This window comes from Pseudarthrobacter sp. H2 (assembly GCF_050157045.1).
Taxonomy (GTDB): domain Bacteria; phylum Actinomycetota; class Actinomycetes; order Actinomycetales; family Micrococcaceae; genus Arthrobacter.
On record NZ_CP189594.1, the window covers coordinates 1462141 to 1479331 of the forward strand.

Consider the following 17191-nt stretch of genomic DNA (forward strand, 5'->3'; position numbering starts at 1 on the left):
CCGCTTCGGTTCAACGCAATCCCACATACGTCCCCCCGCTTCCACCACCGACTTCAAAGGACTTCCCATGACTGACAAGAACACCCCCTTCCCCTCCGCCTCGATCCTCGGCTACCCGCGCATCGGCCGCCGCCGCGAACTCAAGAAGGCCGTGGAGGCCTACTGGGCCGGCAGGATCGACGCCGCCGCCCTGGACGCCGCCGCCAAGGAGATCCAGCTCGGCACCGCCCGGCGCCTCCAGGGCCTGGGCCTGACCGAGGCCGCAGCGGTCCCCGGCACCTTCTCCTACTACGACCAGGTGCTCGACGCCGCCGCCCACCTCGGCGCCGTGCCCGCCCGCTTCGGCAACCTCCTGAACGCCGGGGGACAGCTGGACATCGACGGCTACTTCACCCTGGCCCGCGGCACCAAGGACCAGCAGCCGCTGGAAATGACCAAGTGGTTCGACACCAACTACCACTACCTCGTGCCGGAAATCGGCCCCGAGACCAGCTTCGCGCTGACCTCCAGCCGCATCGTCGAGGAATTCGCATACGCCCTCGCCAACGGCGTGGAAACCCGCCCGTACATCGTCGGCCCGGTCACCTTCCTGCTGCTGAGCAAGGCCTCCGACGACGCCCCGGCCGGCTTCAACCCGCTGTCCCGCCTCGAGGACGTCCTGCCGGTCTACGCCGCGCTGCTGGAGAAGCTGGCCGCCGCCGGCGCCAGCTGGGTCCAGCTCGACGAGCCCGCCCTCGTCGTGGACCAGGACACCCCGGCCGGGGAGATCCAGGCCGCCGCCGCCCGCTCCTATGAGGCCCTCGCCGCCGTCGCAAGCCGCCCGCAGCTGTTCGTCTCCACCCCCTACGGTGCCCTCAACGGCCAGCTCGGCACGCTCGCCGCCACGAACATCGACGCCCTGCACCTGGACGTCTTCAAGGGCGCCGTCCCCTCCGCCGCCGCCCTCGCCGCGCTGGGCAACAAGACCCTCGTCGCCGGCGTCGTGGACGGCCACAACATCTGGCGCAACGACCTGGCGGCCTCGGCGGACAAGATCGCCGAGCTGAGCAAGAGCGTGGCCAGGCTGACCATCAGCACCTCCACCTCCACCCAGCACGTCCCGCACGACGTCGACGAGGAAGTCCGGCTCTCCGCCCAGCTGCGCAGCTGGCTGGCCTTCGCCGACCAGAAGACGGCGGAGGTGGTCACCCTGGCCGGCCTGCTCACCGACCCGGCCACCGGCGTCCAGGCACAGGACGTCCAGCCGGCCATCGACGAGGCCACCCGCATCATCGCCGACCGCGCCGCCGCCGAGGGCGTCCGCCGCGCCGGGGTCCGGGCCCGCACCGCCGCGCTGACCGGCGCCGACTTCAACCGCTCCGCCTACGGCGTCCGCGAAGCCGCGCAGACCGAGGCCCTGCACCTGCCGCCGCTGCCCACCACCACGATCGGCTCGTTCCCGCAGACCGGTGAAATCCGCACCGCCCGGGCCCGCGCCAACAAGGGCGAGCTGACCACCGAGCAGTACGAGCAGCTCATGAAGGACGAGATCAAGCGCGTCGTTCAGCTGCAGGAAGAACTCGGCTTCGACGTCCTGGTCCACGGCGAGCCCGAGCGCAACGACATGGTCCAGTACTTCGCCGAGAACCTCGAAGGCTTCGACGTCACCGTGCACGGCTGGGTCCAGTCCTACGGCTCACGCTGCACGCGTCCGTCGATCCTGTGGGGCGACGTCACCCGCAGCGCCCCCATCACGGTCAAGTGGGCCGAGTACGCCCAGTCCCTGACCAACAAGCCGATGAAGGGCATGCTCACCGGTCCGGTCACGATCCTGGCCTGGTCCTTCGTCCGCGACGACCAGCCCCTCGGCGAGACCGCCAACCAGGTGGCCCTGGCCCTCCGCGACGAGATCGCCGACCTCGAAGCCGCCGGCATCAAGATCATCCAGGTGGACGAGCCCGCCCTGCGCGAGCTCCTGCCGCTGCGCAAGGCGGACCAGGCCGCGTACCTGGACTGGTCCGTGAAGTCCTTCCGCCTCGCCACCGCCGGCGCCGGGGACAGCACCCAGGTCCACACCCACCTGTGCTACTCCGAGTTCGGCGCCATCATCGACGCGATCGACGGACTCGACGCCGACGTCACCTCGATCGAGGCCGCCCGCTCCCGCATGGAGGTTGTCCATGACCTCGAGCACCACGGCTTCGGCCGCGGCGTCGGCCCGGGCGTCTACGACATCCACTCGCCGCGCGTCCCGGGCGAGCAGGAAGTCACCGAGCTGCTCAGCACCGCCGTCAAGCACGTCCCGTCCCGCCAGCTCTGGGTCAACCCGGACTGCGGCCTGAAGACCCGCGGCTACGCCGAGACCGAGGAGTCCCTGCGCAACCTGGTCACGGCCGCCAGGACGGTCCGCGCCGGACTGCTGGAGTCCTCCGCCCAGTAGCCGCACCCGCCACACACGACGGCGGCCGGTCACCCCTCAAGGGTGACCGGCCGCCGTCGTACTCTCATCGATTGCTCCGTAGACGCCCTTTGCAAGGGTCTAAACGGCTGTGGTCAAAAGGCGACCACGGAGCAATCGATTCAGGACTCCCAGAGGATCTCGTCGTCCACGACGCCGTCCTCATCCGCCGAGGCGACCAGGACCTCGTCGGTGAAATGCGCGCCGAGGGTGAAGTCCAGGACGAAGTACCGCTCGGGCTGGCCGGGATAGATGCCCACGTGGCCCAGCTTGAGCGCCTTCAGGAAGACCTCGTCGGTCAGCTGGTTCTTGTCCGCGACGCCGAAGACCTTCTTCAGGTGCTCCGCGTTGATGGCGTTGCAGTGGAAGTGCCGGTACTCCTGCGGGCTGGTGCCTTCTTCCTCCAGCTCCGCGGCGATCATCTCGCGGACCTGGTCCACGAGTTCGGGCAGGAAACGCAACCGGTAGTCAACCTTGTGCAGGGCCGCCTCATCGAAGCGGTCATGGGCGTTGACATTCAGGTCAAGCTCCACAGGATGGCCCGCCAGTTCATGCGTGGCGGAGAAATTATGGTCTCTCCCGTGGTTGAGCTCGACTTCGCCGAAGTGCTGGCTCGCTACCTTGTTCATAACTTCAACATAGTCCTGAAAACCGCTCCGTTCCAGCATTCCAAAGGTTTTTGTCCGGCTCCGGCCCCGCCGGACCGCCCGGAAATGGTACCGTTTCAGCCTGCGGTGCCGAGCTTCTGCAGCGTGTCCGCCAGCAGGTCCACGAACAGCTGGACCCGGGCCGTCTTCTTCTCATTGATCAGCAGGGCAAAGACGTTCCGGGCCAGCCGGATCTCCGGAACATCCAGCACTACCACTCCGGCCGGGCGGTTCAGCAGGGCGAGTTCGGGGACCAGGGCGGCACCGAGCCCCGCCGCCGCCATCCCGAGGCTGGCATGGAAGTCATCGCTGTAGGCCACCACCCGCGGGTGCAGGTTGCAGCTGGCGAAGAGCCGTTCGATCACGGTCGCGTCGCTCGTGCCCGGGTGGTGGACAATCCAGGGCATACCGGACAGGTGGTCCGCGGCCACCTTGGACCCGGCGCCGATGCCCCACGCCGCGGGAAGCACCACCCGGAAATTGTCGTCGCCGATCCACTGGCGGTTCAGGGTGTGCGGCCAGGCCAGGCCCGACTGGCCCACCTGGTAGACCAGGGCCACATCGAGTTCTCCGCCGGTCCGCAGCCCCTGGATGGTCCGGGCAGGCTCCGCCACGGACACCTGCAGGTCGATCCCGAGGTTCTTCCAGGCCGGGTTCGCCAGGATCCGCGGCAGCACGTAGGTCGCCAGACTGGGGAAGATGCCCAGCCGCAGCTCCTGGCTGGCGCTGTCCTGGGTCCGCGCGGCCGCCGCCATGAGCGCCTCGATGTCGGTGAGGACCTTCGCCGCGTGCCGGACCATGACCAGGGCAGCGTCCGTGGGCTGGACGCTGCGGGCCGAGCGCAGGAACAGGGCAACCCCGGTATCGCGCTCCAGGGCCGACATCTGCTGGGAGACCGCCGACGCCGTGTAGCCGAGCCGGGCCGCGGCCGCCGCGAAGGAACCCAGCCGGGTCACCTCAACGAGCGTCCGCAGATGAACGGGGTTGATCAATGGCTGCCCTTCGCCGTGCCGGAATCCCGCTTCATTCTGGCATAGAACCCGGAACCCGGCCCCGCCCGGAAAATGGCACCCATCCGTCTGTCCCGCCGCCACGAATTGCCGACAAGAGATTCACCAGGACGATTCCGGCGAGCCGACAGGAGCAACAGTGCAACAAGCAGCAGGGATTCCCCAGGGCCGGCGGGTGGCCGTCATCGGCAGCGGCGTGGCGGGCCTGACCGCGGCCCATGTGCTGAACAGGCAGGACCGGGTGACCCTCTTCGAGGCCGATTCCCGGCTGGGCGGCCATGCCCACACCCACGATGTGGCGCAGGCGGACGGTTCGGTCCTGGGCGTGGACACCGGCTTCATCGTCCACAACCAGCGGACCTACCCCACACTGCTGCGGCTCTTCGCGGAACTGGGCGTCGAAACCCAGCCCTCCGAAATGAGCATGTCCATCCGCTGCGACGGCTGCGGCCTGGAATACGCCGGCGCCCGGGCCAAGGGCCGCGGCATCATCCCGCGGCCCTCCACCCTGCTGCGCGGCCGGTACCTGCTGATGCTGCTGGAGGTGACCCGCTTCTACCGCCGGGCCCGCGCCCTGCTCGCCGACGGCGTCACGGGCGCCGAGGCGGGGACCGGCACCGAAGCAGGGCTGACGCTGGGGGACTTCCTGGCCCGCGAAAAGTTCAGCAGCTACTTCAACTCACACTTCATGACGCCGATCGTGAGCGCCGTCTGGTCCTGCGACCCCACCACGGCGCTGGCCTACCCTGCGCGCTACCTTTTCACGTTCCTGGGCCACCACGGCCTGCTCGGGGTCTCCGGCTCACCCGAATGGCGGACCGTCACCGGCGGCTCCCGCAGCTACGTGGACAAGCTCGCCGCGACGCTGCCGGACATCCGCCTGGCCAGCCCCGTCACCGGCGTGCGGCGCACCGCGGCCGGCGTCGATGTGACCAGCCGGCACGGCGCCGGCGGAGTCACCGCCGGCGGAGTCACCACCGAGACCTTCGACGCTGTCGTGATCGCCACCCACCCCGGGCAGGCGCTGCGCCTGCTCTCCGACGCCTCGGCCGCCGAGAAGGACGCCCTGGGGAACATGCCCTACTCGGTCAACCACACCGTCTTCCACCGCGACGACTCGGTGCTGCCCACCAGCGGCAACGCCAGGGCGTCCTGGAACTACCGGCTGCCCTCCTGCGACGCCCGGCCGGACAAGGTCCTGGTCAGCTACGACCTGACCCGGCTGCAGCGGCTGCACCCTGCCGACGGCCGGCCCTACATCGTGAGCCTGGGCGAGTCCGGGCTGATCGGGGACGGCACCGTGCTGGAGCGGATGGTCTACGAGCACCCCCAGTACACCCCGGAGTCGGTCAAAGCGCAGCAGCAGATCCTCGGACTGGGGGACAGCCGGCTGGCCTTCGCCGGCGCCTACCAGGGCTGGGGCTTCCACGAGGACGGCGCCCTCTCCGGCGTCAGGGCAGCGGCGCGGCTGGGCCGCAACTGGGACGGGCCAGCCGTCATGCGTGAGGCCGTCTCCGCGGAGGGCGTATGAGCACCACCGCAGCCATCTACCGCACCTCCATCGCGCACGTGCGGCGCACCCCGCTGCACAACGCCTTCACCTACCGCAGCTACAGCTGGTACGTCGACGTCGACCGGCTCCCCGCCCTGCCCCGTTTCCTCAGGCCGCTCGCCGGCTTCAGCGCCGCGGACCACCTGGGCGACCCGGCCGGCACCCTGCGGGGCAACGTCGAACGCTTCCTGGCCAGCCGGGGGATAGCGCCCGACGGCGGCCGGATCACCATGCTGGCGAGCGCCCGCGTGTTCGGGCAGGTGTTCAACCCGCTGTCCCTGTTCTGGTGCCACGACACCGCGGGGGAGCTGCGCTGCGTCGTCGCCGAGGTCCACAACACCTACGGCGAACGGCACTGCTACCTCCTCGAAACGGACGACGCCGGCCGCGCCGGCGTCGTCAAGGCGTTCTACGTCTCGCCGTTCAACGACGTCGAGGGCCGGTACCGGATGAAACTGCCGGAACCGGGCGAACGGCTCGCGGTCTCGATCGTCCTGGAGCGGGACGGGCAGAAGCCCTTCATCGCCACCATGGACGGCGAACGCCGCGAGGCGACCGTGCCGAACATCCTCGCCGCCGCGCTCGCGGTCCCGCTGGCACCGCTGCGCGTCGTCGCCCAGATCCACTGGCAGGGCATCAGGCTGTGGGCACGCGGCCTGCCCGTCATCAAACGACCACACCACCCCTCACAGGAGGCAGTCCAATGACCATGACCGATGCGGGCCGACCGGCCGCAGCACAGTGCCTTCCCTCCGCGGCGCCCTCTGCGGTGCCCTACACGGTCCCGCAGCCGCCCAACGACGTCGACGCCGAGGCCTGGCCCGGCATCGCCGCGGTGCCCTCGGGCCTGAAGGCCGCCGTCGCCGGCCGCGTCGCGGACGCCGTCTTCAAGGCCGCCGTCCGCCGGCTCCCGCTGGAAGTCCGCTACCCGGACGGGACGGTGCTGGGCAAGGCAGGGCCGGGACGCGCAGGGCCGGGCAAGTCTTCCGGACGTCCCGTGCCGGTCATGACGATCAACCGGCCGGAGGCGTTCGCCGCGAGGCTCGGCGATGGCGGGCTGATCGGCCTGGGCGAGTCCTACATGGCCGGCGACTGGGACGCGGCCGACCTCACGGCCGTGCTGGAGGTGTTCGCGGGAAGCGTCGGCACCCTGGTGCCCGAGTGGATGCAGAAACTGCGGGCCCTCTACGTGCCGCGCCAGCCGCGCCGGGAACGCAACACCGAACAGAACACGCGCTCCAACATCGCCCGGCACTACGACCTCTCCAACGACCTTTTCGCCTCCTTCCTGGACGAGACCATGACGTACTCCAGCGCACTCTTCCCGGAAGCCGGCAATGCCCTGGGGAGCGTCGGCTGGCCGGACCTGGCCAGCGCCCAGCGGGCTAAGATCGACAGGCTGCTGGACAAGGCCGGCGTCGGGCAGGGCACCCGGGTGCTGGAGATCGGCACCGGCTGGGGCGAACTCGCCCTCCGGGCCGCCGCCCGCGGCGCCACCGTCTACTCCGTCACCCTCTCGAGCGAGCAGCAGGAGCTGGCCCGACGGCGCGTGGCCGACGCCGGCTATGCCGCCGCCGTCACGATCGAGCTCAAGGACTACCGCGCCGTCGAAGGCGAGTACGACGCCGTCGTGTCGGTCGAGATGATCGAGGCCGTCGGCTTCGAATACTGGGCCACCTACTTCCAGACGATCGAGCGTGTCCTCGCCCCGGGCGGCAGGGTGGCCATCCAGGCCATCACGATGGGCCATGACCGGCTGCTCGCCACCCGGTCCAGCTACACCTGGGTGCACAAGTACATCTTCCCGGGCGGGGTCATCCCGTCCGTGCGCGCCATCGAGGACATCACCGCGCAGCAGACCGGACTCCGCGTCCGCGAACGCCTCGCCATGGGGGAGCACTACGCCCAGACCCTCCGCCTCTGGGAGGAGCGCTTCATGGGCCGCGCGGACGAGGTCCGCGCCCAGGGCTTCGACGGGATCTTCCAGCGCATGTGGCTGTTCTACCTCTGCTACTCCCGCGCCGGCTTCCAGTCCGGCTACCTCGACGTCCAGCAGATCGTGCTGGACGGCCGGGCAGCGTAGGTCGGGCGCAGCCGTACGAAGTCCGCTGTAAGAAGAGTCACCACAGGAAAGGCGGACACCCCAGGTGTCCGCCTTACCTGTGTGTCCGGACACCAGATGTGGTGCCCTGCCTCACGGCCCGACACGCCGTCTCTGCGGCGACACGCGGGCGGATTAATTGTGGCTAAGTAGTCCACAGCCTGTGGATTCCGTCCCCGAAAACCGCGGGATCACGGACGTTTTGAAGGCCCTCTCCTGTGGATTAAACCTGCGTGAAATGACATACTTGTAATACATCATCTTGGGGTTCACGCGGGGCTCTTGCACTACATGTAGTATCGACATACAGTTCGAGCAGAGCAACAGTGCAGGGCAGGACGGGCAGAAAACCGCCTACCACAGACGCCGCGGCGCAGAGGCCAGACACGAAACCGCCGCACCTGAAAACGACGCACCAGACGCCGTACACGAAACGCAGTACCAGAGACTTCAACAAAGGGGACAGGGACCATGACCGTCACGGTTTACACAAAGCCGGCCTGTGTTCAGTGCAACGCAACATACCGCGCACTGGACAAGAAGGGCATCACTTACCAGAGCGTCGACATCTCCCAGGACGCGGACGCCCTCGAGCGCCTGAAGTCCCTGGGCTACCTGCAGGCCCCGGTTGTCGTCACGGACCAGGACCACTGGTCCGGTTTCCGCCCGGACAAGATCGAGGAACTGGCGCAGGCATTCGCCGTAGCGTGAAACGCTGCTGTAGCCTGAAACGCTGATGAGGTGACTCCCATGGTTGCAACGGCAATGTCCGGCGCTCGGGTGGCTGCCAAGGCTGTAGGCGGGGAAGCTGACAGCATGGAGGCTCCTGAGATCACACGGAGCCACCTCATCTACTTTTCCTCCACCTCGGAGAACACCCGGCGCTTCGTCGCGAAGCTGGGCATCGGCGCCGCCCGGATCCCCCTCTACCCGAGGGACAACCCGCTGGTGGCGGCCGAACCGTTCGTGCTGGTGGTTCCGACCTACGGCGGCACCGGGGGAGAGGGATCCGTTCCCAAGCAGGTCATCCGCTTCCTGAACAACCCGCAGAACAGGAAGCTGATCCGCGGAGTGATCGGCGCGGGGAACACGAATTTCGGGGACAACTACTGCATGGCCGGGGACATCATCGCCGCCAAGTGCAGGGTTCCCCACTTATATCGATTTGAGCTCATGGGGACGCCGGAAGACGTCAGCCGGGTTCAACAAGGATTGGAAGAGTTTTGGACACGACTGTCGCAGACACAGCAGTAACCAGGCCCGAGGGCCAGAAGCCGGCCATGCCGGCCGCCTACCACGGCCTGAGCTACCACGAGCTCAACGCGATGCTGAACCTGTACGGCCCGAACGGCGAGATCCAGTTCGACGCCGACCGCGAGGCTGCCCACCAGTACTTCCTGCAGCACGTGAACAACAACACCGTGTTCTTCCACGACCTCGAGGAGAAGCTCGACTACCTCGTCAAGAACGAGTACTACGAGCGCGAGACCCTCGACCAGTACACGATGAACTTCATCCGCGAGCTCTACCAGCGCGCATACAAGAAGAAGTTCCGCTTCGAGACCTTCCTGGGCGCCTTCAAGTTCTACACCTCCTACACGCTCAAGACGTTTGACGGCAATCGCTTCCTGGAGCGCTACGAGGACCGCGTCTGCATGGTGGCCCTGCACCTGGCCCGCGGCGACGAGCAGCTGGCCCTGCAGATGGTGGATGAGATCATCGAGGGCCGCTTCCAGCCGGCCACACCCACGTTCCTGAACGCCGGCAAGCGCCAGCGCGGCGAGCTGGTCTCGTGCTTCCTGCTCCGCATTGAAGACAACATGGAGTCGATCGGGCGCTCCATCAACTCCGCCCTGCAGCTGTCCAAGCGCGGCGGCGGCGTGGCCTTCGCCCTGACCAACATCCGCGAGGTCGGCGCGCCGATCAAGCAGATCGAGAACCAGTCCTCCGGCGTCATCCCCGTGATGAAGCTCCTCGAGGACAGCTTCTCCTACGCCAACCAGCTCGGTGCCCGCCAGGGCGCCGGTGCGGTGTACCTGCATGCCCACCACCCGGACATCTACCGGTTCCTGGACACCAAGCGGGAGAACGCGGACGAGAAGATCCGCATCAAGACCCTCTCGCTCGGCGTCGTCATCCCGGACATCACCTTCGAGCTGGCCAAGAAGGACGAGGACATGTACCTGTTCTCGCCGTACGACGTCGAACGCGTCTACGGGATGCCGTTCTCCGACGTCTCGGTCACCGAGAAGTACTACGAGATGGTGGACGATTCCCGGATCAAGAAGACCAAGATCAAGGCGCGCGAGTTCTTCCAGACCCTCGCCGAGATCCAGTTCGAATCCGGCTACCCGTACATCATGTTCGAGGACACCGTGAACCGGGCCAACCCGATCGACGGCAAGATCATCATGTCCAACCTGTGCTCCGAGATCCTCCAGGTCTCGCAGCCCACCACGTACCATGAGGACCTGTCCTACGACGAGACCGGCAAGGACATCTCCTGCAACCTGGGCTCGCTGAACATCGCCAAGGCCATGGACTCGCCGGACTTCGGGCTGACCATCGAGACCGCCATCCGTGCGCTCTCCGCGGTGTCGGACATGTCCGACATCACCTCGGTGCCCTCGATCGCCCGCGGCAATGACCAGAGCCACGCGATCGGCCTGGGCCAGATGAACCTGCACGGCTACCTGGCGCGGGAACGGGTCCACTACGGCTCCGAAGAGGGCATCGACTTCACCAACATCTACTTCTACTCGGTGGTGTTCCACGCCCTCCGGGCCTCCAACAAGCTGGCCATCCAGACCGGCCAGACCTTCGGCGGCTTCGAGAAGTCCCAGTACGCGAGCGGCGAGTTCTTCGACAAGTACACCGAGCAGGAATGGGTTCCGCAGACCGAAAAGGTCGCGGAGCTGTTCAAGAACATCCACATCCCCACGCAGGATGACTGGCGCGGGCTGAAGGCCTCCGTCATGGAGCACGGCATCTACAACCAGAACCTGCAGGCCGTCCCGCCGACCGGATCGATCTCCTACATCAACAACTCCACCTCCTCGATCCACCCGGTGGCGTCCAAGATCGAGATCCGCAAGGAAGGCAAGCTCGGCCGCGTCTACTACCCGGCGCCGTACCTGACCAACGACAACCTGGAGTACTACCAGGACGCGTACGAGATCGGCTACGAGAAGGTCATCGACACCTACGCCGCCGCCACGCAGCACGTGGACCAGGGCCTGTCCCTGACGCTGTTCTTCAAGGACACCGCCACCACCCGCGACATCAACAAGGCCCAGATCTACGCCTGGCGCAAGGGCATCAAGACCATCTACTACATCCGTCTCCGCCAGCTCGCGCTGGAAGGGACTGAGGTGGAAAATTGCGTCAGCTGCATGTTGTAACCGATATCGGTTGATAACTGCTTGGGTACGACGGCGGGCCACCGCCCGCCGTCGTACGCTTAACTTAACGAAGAACCCTAGGTAATGAGGACGATATGACCGAGAAGGTCAAGCTGCTTAGTCACGTCGAAGCGATCAACTGGAACCGCATCCAGGACGACAAGGACGTGGATGTCTGGAACCGCCTGGTCAACAACTTCTGGCTGCCGGAGAAGGTGCCGCTGTCCAACGACGTGCAGTCGTGGGCGACGCTGACCCCGGACGAGCAGCAGCTCACCATGCGCGTGTTCACGGGCCTGACCCTGCTGGACACCATCCAGGGCACCGTCGGCGCCGTCTCCCTGATCCCGGACGCGATCACCCCGCACGAAGAGGCTGTCTACACGAACATCGCCTTCATGGAGTCCGTGCACGCCAAGAGCTACTCCTCGATCTTCTCCACGCTGGCCTCCACCAAGGAGATCGACGAGGCGTTCCGCTGGTCCACCGAGAACGAGAACCTTCAGAAGAAGGCCCAGATCGTCATGGACTACTACCAGGGCGACGATCCCCTGAAGCGCAAGGTGGCCTCGACGCTGCTGGAGAGCTTCCTGTTCTACTCGGGCTTCTATCTGCCGATGTACTGGTCCTCACGGGCCAAGCTGACGAACACGGCCGACCTGATCCGCCTGATCATCCGCGACGAGGCCGTGCACGGCTACTACATCGGCTACAAGTTCCAGAAGGGCCTGGAGAAGGTCTCCGAGGAGCGCCGGCAGGAAATCAAGGACTACACCTTCGAGCTGCTCTTCGAGCTCTACGAGAACGAGGTCCAGTACACGCATGATCTGTACGACTCTGTCGGCCTGGCCGAGGACGTCAAGAAGTTCCTGCACTACAACGCCAACAAGGCGCTGATGAACCTCGGCTACGAGGCCATGTTCCCTGCCTCCGTCACCGACGTGAGCCCGGCCATTCTCTCGGCGCTGTCGCCGAATGCGGACGAGAACCACGACTTCTTCTCGGGGTCCGGGTCGTCTTATGTCATTGGCAAGGCTGTTAATACTGAGGATGACGACTGGGACTTCTAGTTTGATGTGAGATCAAGTCCTACTTGAGCAAATCCGCAGTTTCTGGGCAAAAATGGCCCCGAATCCGAGCATTGCTCAGTTCGGCAACGACGCTTGCTTGTTTTGCGTTCGCTTGACCCTCCACGTCCTTGAGACGCGCGCCGTCCCTGTATCTGACTGCTGCAGGGGCAGCCTGGCCCAACAAAGTCCGGAGTTGCTGAGAACGGAGAAGACCTTGCCTCCGATGGTGGTCCCGGCTTGTGGGGCCAAATGGTGAAGTAGTTTGCAGGGGAGGCTTACCAATGTCAGCAGCGCCTTCAAAATTACCAGCGTGTAGCCAATGCAGACGAGGAGGCCATACGCGAAGCCCGCCGCCGGCATCTTTCAAAGGTGCTTTCAGTCCAGCGCCCGATGTCACGAGAGCGGCTGCGTCCCGATCTCTTCGGAGGGGAACCCGCCGGGACCCGATTCATGATGTTGACGTCGTCATATTTTTCCCCGTGACTCCGCTCTGAGCCGAGCCGCAGTACGTGCCCTTTATACGCCGGCCGACGTTGCCGGATAGACCTCGCCGGCGACCCCTTTTCAGTAGTCGACTGTGGCCCGTTGTGATCCTGTACCGGCTGGCAGGCAGCGACTAGGAGCTTTTCGCCATGGCCGCGGCCCTGCCTGAATTCCGAACGACGCCGCTCGGTGCCGGTGCAGATTCCTGCGCCGACTGCGACGGGCGCCGTCCTGCCACCTCAGAGTGGCGCGGAAGGAGGCCTACCTCTCGTACCAGCCCTCGAGGAGGGCGCGTCCAAGGGTGCCGTTGAACAGGTTGAACATCAGCAGGGCGGGCGTCGCCTCTGGGTCGATCTCGATCTTCTCGGCGGCGAGGGCGAGGACCGCAAAGATGTAGCGATGTTTTCCGGTGCCTTCCGGAGGTCCGGCGCCGACGTAGCGCTTCAGCCTAGCGTCGTTCGGGAGCTGGAAGGCGCCTGGCGGGAGCCCCGAGCCCGACTCGTCGCCGGCGCCTGTGGACAGCTCGGTGACGTTGGCGGGAATGTTCACCACGGCCCAGTGCCAGAAACCGGTGACCGTGGGCGCTTCGGGGTCGCACATAGTGACCACGAAGCTCTGCGTCCCTGGCGGGAATCCGCTCCAAGAGAGCTGCGGGGAAACGTCCTCGCCGCCGGCGCCGAAGATACGGCTGACCTGCGGCATAGCCAGCTTCTCGCCCTCCCGCAGGTCGCTGCTGGTCAGTGAGAACGAGGCGGCTGTGGGAAGGTTCTCGTAGGGGTTCCGAGTCATCTTGACTTCTACTGTTTCCTGAGATATTTGACGTGAGATCCGAGGCTTCACATTTATTCAGTTTGATGCGGCCGAACCCAGATTGCGACCTCCCCGTGGCGCTGATCTATAGGTCTTCTTCGCGGAGCAAGTCGAGGTTGCGGAACGCGAGGCGGCCGTCGCAGATCCCGGCCAGAAATGCTGCGAACTCTCCTGTCTCGCGGCGGTTCGCGACTTCCATGCCCTCATCGTAGGGGGAGAATTCGACCATGAGTAGTAGGTGTCTTCGTCATCTCGGTCCCTTATGAGCGCGGATCCGCCGGGAAGTAGCTCTGGGGCCGGTCGATGCGTTCTACCCACGAAGAACGAGCATCCGGTGGTCGATGAACCCGGGGAAAGCGGGATGCGCTTTACTCGAGCAGACAAACGGCGAGGCGGCCAAGGCCGCCAAGAACACGCCCGAAACCCCCGGACAGGACCTGGAACCCACTTGGATCAAATCTATTGCCATACCCGTGCCGTCGCTGCCTTTTCGGTGCGTTCGAGAGGCGGTGCTTGAGTCCGTGTCTACAGCGCGGGAGGCGGTGAGACGATCCCGGGAGTCTCGGTTCTGATGGGACGTTTTTTGTCTGTCCGTTTAGAGCACACCTGCCCTGACGTCAGTTGAGTACCGATACTCGCGGCAAATTGGGATCTGTTGCGGCATTCATGACACTTTGCCGTGAAGCTCTATGGGGTCACGCTGACACTCGCCGCGGGGGAGGCCGCCGGCAGAACATACGAAAGCCGGCGGGCGCGATTCTGGCGGCTTTTTCTTTCTGCCTATCGAAGATAGGCCGGCCGTGGTAACTTCTGCTTGGATTAGGAGTTCCTCATGCGATTGCCTTCCAATCCGGCTCCTGATACCGCTTTCGAAAGCAGAGGCAACGATGGCAACTCTATTGATCTTCCATGAGGTCGACGACGTTGACCACTGGCTCAGCTCGCCGCGACGCCAGGAACTCTTCGGACCTATGGGTATGACTGTTCGAACCTTTGTCGACCCGGGGAAAACCAACCGCGTCGGCCTGATCGTCGAAGTCCCGGACATGGACACGTTCCAGCGAATGATGGAGTCCGAGGCAGCGGCCGACGCCATGAAATTCGACGGCGTACGCCCGGACACGATCCTGATGCTGGTCGAACCCGAACCCGAGCCCAGCACCTGACCCGGGGACGCGGCTGGCGGGTCTTTTGAGGCGTGCAGCCGCTCATACCTGCAATCTGCATCCGGTGGGCGGTGGGTTTGTCTGTCTTGGCACGCCCAGAAACACCGCGGTTCCGGCCGGGCCACCGAGGCAGAGTCGCATGGAACCGCGACGAGTGCACATGGGATCATCCGGATTATCCATGGCCTGGCGCGAGCGAACGTCTGCTGCCGCAGAAGTACGTGGTGAAGCGATGGTCCTGGGGCCCAAGTTGCCTGTCCATCTACACATCACTTGTGAGTTGACGACTTAGTTGGCGCCGTGACAAACAGCATGGCGCGGTGCCAACTATCCTGGCCGGTAGGCGGCCTGCGCGGGAGCGGCCGATGCGAGGCCCCCGCCAAGAAGAATGGCGGCCGCACAGAGAGCCGAAAGGGATTGTTTCCAGGCTTTTGCAGGACCTCGGATTCTGCAGCTGGAGCGCTGCCGTCGTGCGACAGGTTTGATGTCGAGATCGAACCGGCCAGGACGACTGCCCTGCCTGAAACGTTTCCCCGGCAGCAGAGTAAGGGTGCCGGAAAAATCCGGGTGAGACTGCCCAAGAGGGGTAGTGACGGCGGTCAAATCTCGGGATTCTGTCCCAACCCGCGTCGCGGCACTAGAGTGGCACCAACCACCGCCGAGCCGGCGGACGCCGATCAAAGGAGATTTTGCGTGTTCTCGAGCCCGTTCCCCTCTGTTGATATTCCCGACGTCAGCCTCTACGGGTACCTCTTCGGCGGTTTGCAGGAGGGCGACCTGGACCGGGTCGCCGTCGTCGACGGCAGCAGCGGAGCGGAAACGAGCTACCGCGAGCTGCGCGACCGGATCAACGCCCTCGCCGGCTCCGTCGCCGCCCAAGGGCTGGGCATCCACCGCGTGGCCGCCATCCTCTGCCCGAACATCCCGGCGTTCACCGTAGTGTTCCACGGCCTGCTACGGGCGGGCGCCACCGTCACGCCCGTCAATTCGCTGTATACGGCCGACGAGATCGAAAAGCAGCTCACCGACGCCTCAGCCAGCTGGCTGTTCACGATCTCCGCCATGCTGCCCGCCGCCCGCGAGGCGGCCGACCGGGCCGGGATCCCGGCGGACCGGCTGGTGGTGCTCGACGGCGCCGAGGGTCACCCCTCGCTGCAGGCCCTGCTCACCAGCGGCGCGCCGGCCCCGGACATCAGCTTCGACCCAGCCACCCACGTCGCCGTGCTGCCGTACTCCTCGGGGACCACCGGACGGCCCAAGGGCGTGCGGCTCAGCCACCGGAACCTCGTGGCGAACGTGGAACAGTCGCGCGGACTGCTCAAGGTCCGGCCCGACGACCGTATCCTGGCGCTGCTGCCGTTCTTCCACATCTACGGACTGACCGTGCTGCTGAACCTGGCTCTCCGGGAGCGCGCCCGCCTGGTCACCATCCCGAGGTTCGAGCTCGCAGAGTTCCTGCGGATGGTCCAGGACCACAAGTGCAGCTACCTCTTCATCGCTCCCCCGGTGGCAGTGGCGCTGTCCAAGCACCCGCTGGTGGCGGACTATGACCTCAGCTCCGTGCACACCACGCTGTCCGGAGCGGCTCCGCTGGACGGGGAACTGGGGGCGCGGCTGGCCGAGCGGCTGGGCTGCCGGGTCCTCCAGGGCTACGGCATGACGGAGATGAGCCCCGTCTCCCACTTGATCCCGGTCGATGCCACCGAGGTGCCGGTTAGCTCGGTGGGCTACACCGTGCCCAACATGGAATGCCGGCTGGTCGACCCTGCCACGGGGGAGGAGATCGAGGTCCCCGCCGAGGGAACCAGCGCCCCGGGCCATCTGCTCTGCCGCGGGCCGAATGTGATGCTCGGTTACCTGAACCGGCCCGAGGAGACGGCGGACACCCTCGATGCGGACGGCTTCCTGCACACCGGCGACATCGCCACGGTGCGGGCTGACGGGGTGGTGTCGATCGTGGACCGGCTCAAGGAGCTGATCAAGTACAAGGGCTACCAGATCGCACCGGCCGAGCTCGAGGCACTGCTGCTCACACACCCCGGCATCGCCGACGCGGCCGTGATCGGAACCACCGACGCCGACGGCCAAGAGGTGCCGATGGCTTTCGTGGTCCGGCAGCGGGGCGCGGACGGCGAGCAGCTGGACGAGGCAGCCGTGGAAGAATTCGTGGCCGCGAGGGTGGCGCCGTTCAAGAAGATCCGGCGGGTCAGGTTCATCGACGCCGTGCCGAAGTCCTCCTCGGGCAAGATCCTCCGCCGGATGCTGAGGACGGCGGAGCCGGCACCGCAGCCCTAGACGCATGGTCCGGGAGTATGTCACCGAGCCTGAAAGCTGCCCCGCTTCCAGTTCTTCCGGTGCTGCACTGCAGCGGTCCGGGCCGTAGCGAGCTTCACGACGGGTAGTTTTAGACTCCAGAGTCGCTTCACATGGCCCGCTGCCCTTCTAGTCGCAGGCGGGGCGACGACGATGGCGTCTAGGTAGAATTCGCCAACTAGGTCGGTAACCCGACGGCGG

Annotated in this window: 14 protein-coding genes; 10 read left to right on the forward strand and 4 right to left on the reverse strand. The window is 65.9% G+C overall.

Translation table 11 applies throughout. From position 1 onward, the window contains the following. Positions 1-67 precede the first annotated feature (67 nt). The gene (gene metE, locus ACQCSZ_RS06940; protein ID WP_427007307.1) at positions 68-2419 is read left to right on the forward strand and encodes a 5-methyltetrahydropteroyltriglutamate--homocysteine S-methyltransferase; all 2352 of its coding nucleotides are present in this window, start codon (positions 68-70) and stop codon (positions 2417-2419) included. A gap of 140 nt (positions 2420-2559) precedes the next feature. Here the strand turns inward: metE and ACQCSZ_RS06945 are convergent, their stop codons facing one another. Together ACQCSZ_RS06945 and ACQCSZ_RS06950 are read right to left on the reverse strand one after the other, a co-directional pair. Further along, complete coding sequence (locus ACQCSZ_RS06945) at positions 2560-3066, reverse strand: DUF2004 domain-containing protein (RefSeq protein WP_427007308.1); 507 nt, start codon at positions 3064-3066, stop codon at positions 2560-2562. Positions 3067-3161: 95 nt separating this feature from the next. Beyond that, complete coding sequence (locus tag ACQCSZ_RS06950; RefSeq protein ID WP_427007309.1) at positions 3162-4076, reverse strand: LysR family transcriptional regulator; 915 nt, start codon at positions 4074-4076, stop codon at positions 3162-3164. Between the two features lie 157 nt (positions 4077-4233). Here ACQCSZ_RS06950 and ACQCSZ_RS06955 point away from each other — a divergent pair, with 157 nt between their 5' ends. The 7 genes from ACQCSZ_RS06955 (at position 4234) to nrdF (ending at position 12218) form a co-directional block, all read left to right on the forward strand. Next, positions 4234-5625, forward strand: a complete 1392-nt coding sequence (locus ACQCSZ_RS06955) for an NAD(P)/FAD-dependent oxidoreductase (protein ID WP_427007310.1) — start codon at positions 4234-4236, stop codon at positions 5623-5625. Beyond that, complete coding sequence (locus ACQCSZ_RS06960; RefSeq protein WP_427007311.1) at positions 5622-6353, forward strand: DUF1365 domain-containing protein; 732 nt, start codon at positions 5622-5624, stop codon at positions 6351-6353. The genes ACQCSZ_RS06955 and ACQCSZ_RS06960 overlap by 4 nt, the downstream gene beginning before the upstream one ends. Beyond that, the gene (locus ACQCSZ_RS06965) at positions 6350-7729 is read left to right on the forward strand and encodes a class I SAM-dependent methyltransferase (RefSeq protein WP_427007312.1); all 1380 of its coding nucleotides are present in this window, start codon (positions 6350-6352) and stop codon (positions 7727-7729) included. Before ACQCSZ_RS06960 ends, ACQCSZ_RS06965 begins: the two co-directional genes overlap by 4 nt. A 489-nt stretch (positions 7730-8218) precedes the next feature. Further along, positions 8219-8458: a glutaredoxin-like protein NrdH gene (gene nrdH, locus ACQCSZ_RS06970; protein ID WP_136322470.1), complete on the forward strand. Its 240-nt coding sequence runs from the start codon at positions 8219-8221 to the stop codon at positions 8456-8458. 105 nt (positions 8459-8563) lie between these two features. Then, positions 8564-9001: a class Ib ribonucleoside-diphosphate reductase assembly flavoprotein NrdI gene (nrdI, locus tag ACQCSZ_RS06975; RefSeq protein WP_427007313.1), complete on the forward strand. Its 438-nt coding sequence runs from the start codon at positions 8564-8566 to the stop codon at positions 8999-9001. A gap of 26 nt (positions 9002-9027) precedes the next feature. Next, entirely contained in the window at positions 9028-11148 is a 2121-nt protein-coding gene (gene nrdE, locus ACQCSZ_RS06980; protein ID WP_427008270.1) for a class 1b ribonucleoside-diphosphate reductase subunit alpha, read from the forward strand. A 95-nt stretch (positions 11149-11243) separates the two neighbouring features. After that, the gene (nrdF, locus tag ACQCSZ_RS06985) at positions 11244-12218 is read left to right on the forward strand and encodes a class 1b ribonucleoside-diphosphate reductase subunit beta (protein ID WP_427007314.1); all 975 of its coding nucleotides are present in this window, start codon (positions 11244-11246) and stop codon (positions 12216-12218) included. A 744-nt stretch (positions 12219-12962) separates the two neighbouring features. Here the strand turns inward: nrdF and ACQCSZ_RS06990 are convergent. Beyond that, positions 12963-13490 carry a YbhB/YbcL family Raf kinase inhibitor-like protein gene (locus ACQCSZ_RS06990; protein WP_427007315.1) on the reverse strand — a complete coding sequence of 176 codons (528 nt, stop codon included), beginning with the start codon at positions 13488-13490 and terminating at the stop codon, positions 12963-12965. A gap of 106 nt (positions 13491-13596) precedes the next feature. Next, positions 13597-13740 (reverse strand): hypothetical protein, encoded by a 144-nt coding sequence (locus ACQCSZ_RS06995; protein ID WP_427007316.1) that lies wholly within the window; start codon positions 13738-13740, stop codon positions 13597-13599. A 658-nt stretch (positions 13741-14398) separates the two neighbouring features. Here ACQCSZ_RS06995 and ACQCSZ_RS07000 point away from each other — a divergent pair. Beyond that, entirely contained in the window at positions 14399-14677 is a 279-nt protein-coding gene (locus ACQCSZ_RS07000) for a hypothetical protein (protein ID WP_427007317.1), read from the forward strand. 693 nt (positions 14678-15370) lie between these two features. Beyond that, the gene (locus ACQCSZ_RS07005) at positions 15371-16972 is read left to right on the forward strand and encodes an AMP-binding protein (RefSeq protein WP_427007318.1); all 1602 of its coding nucleotides are present in this window, start codon (positions 15371-15373) and stop codon (positions 16970-16972) included. Positions 16973-17191: the final 219 nt, after the last annotated feature.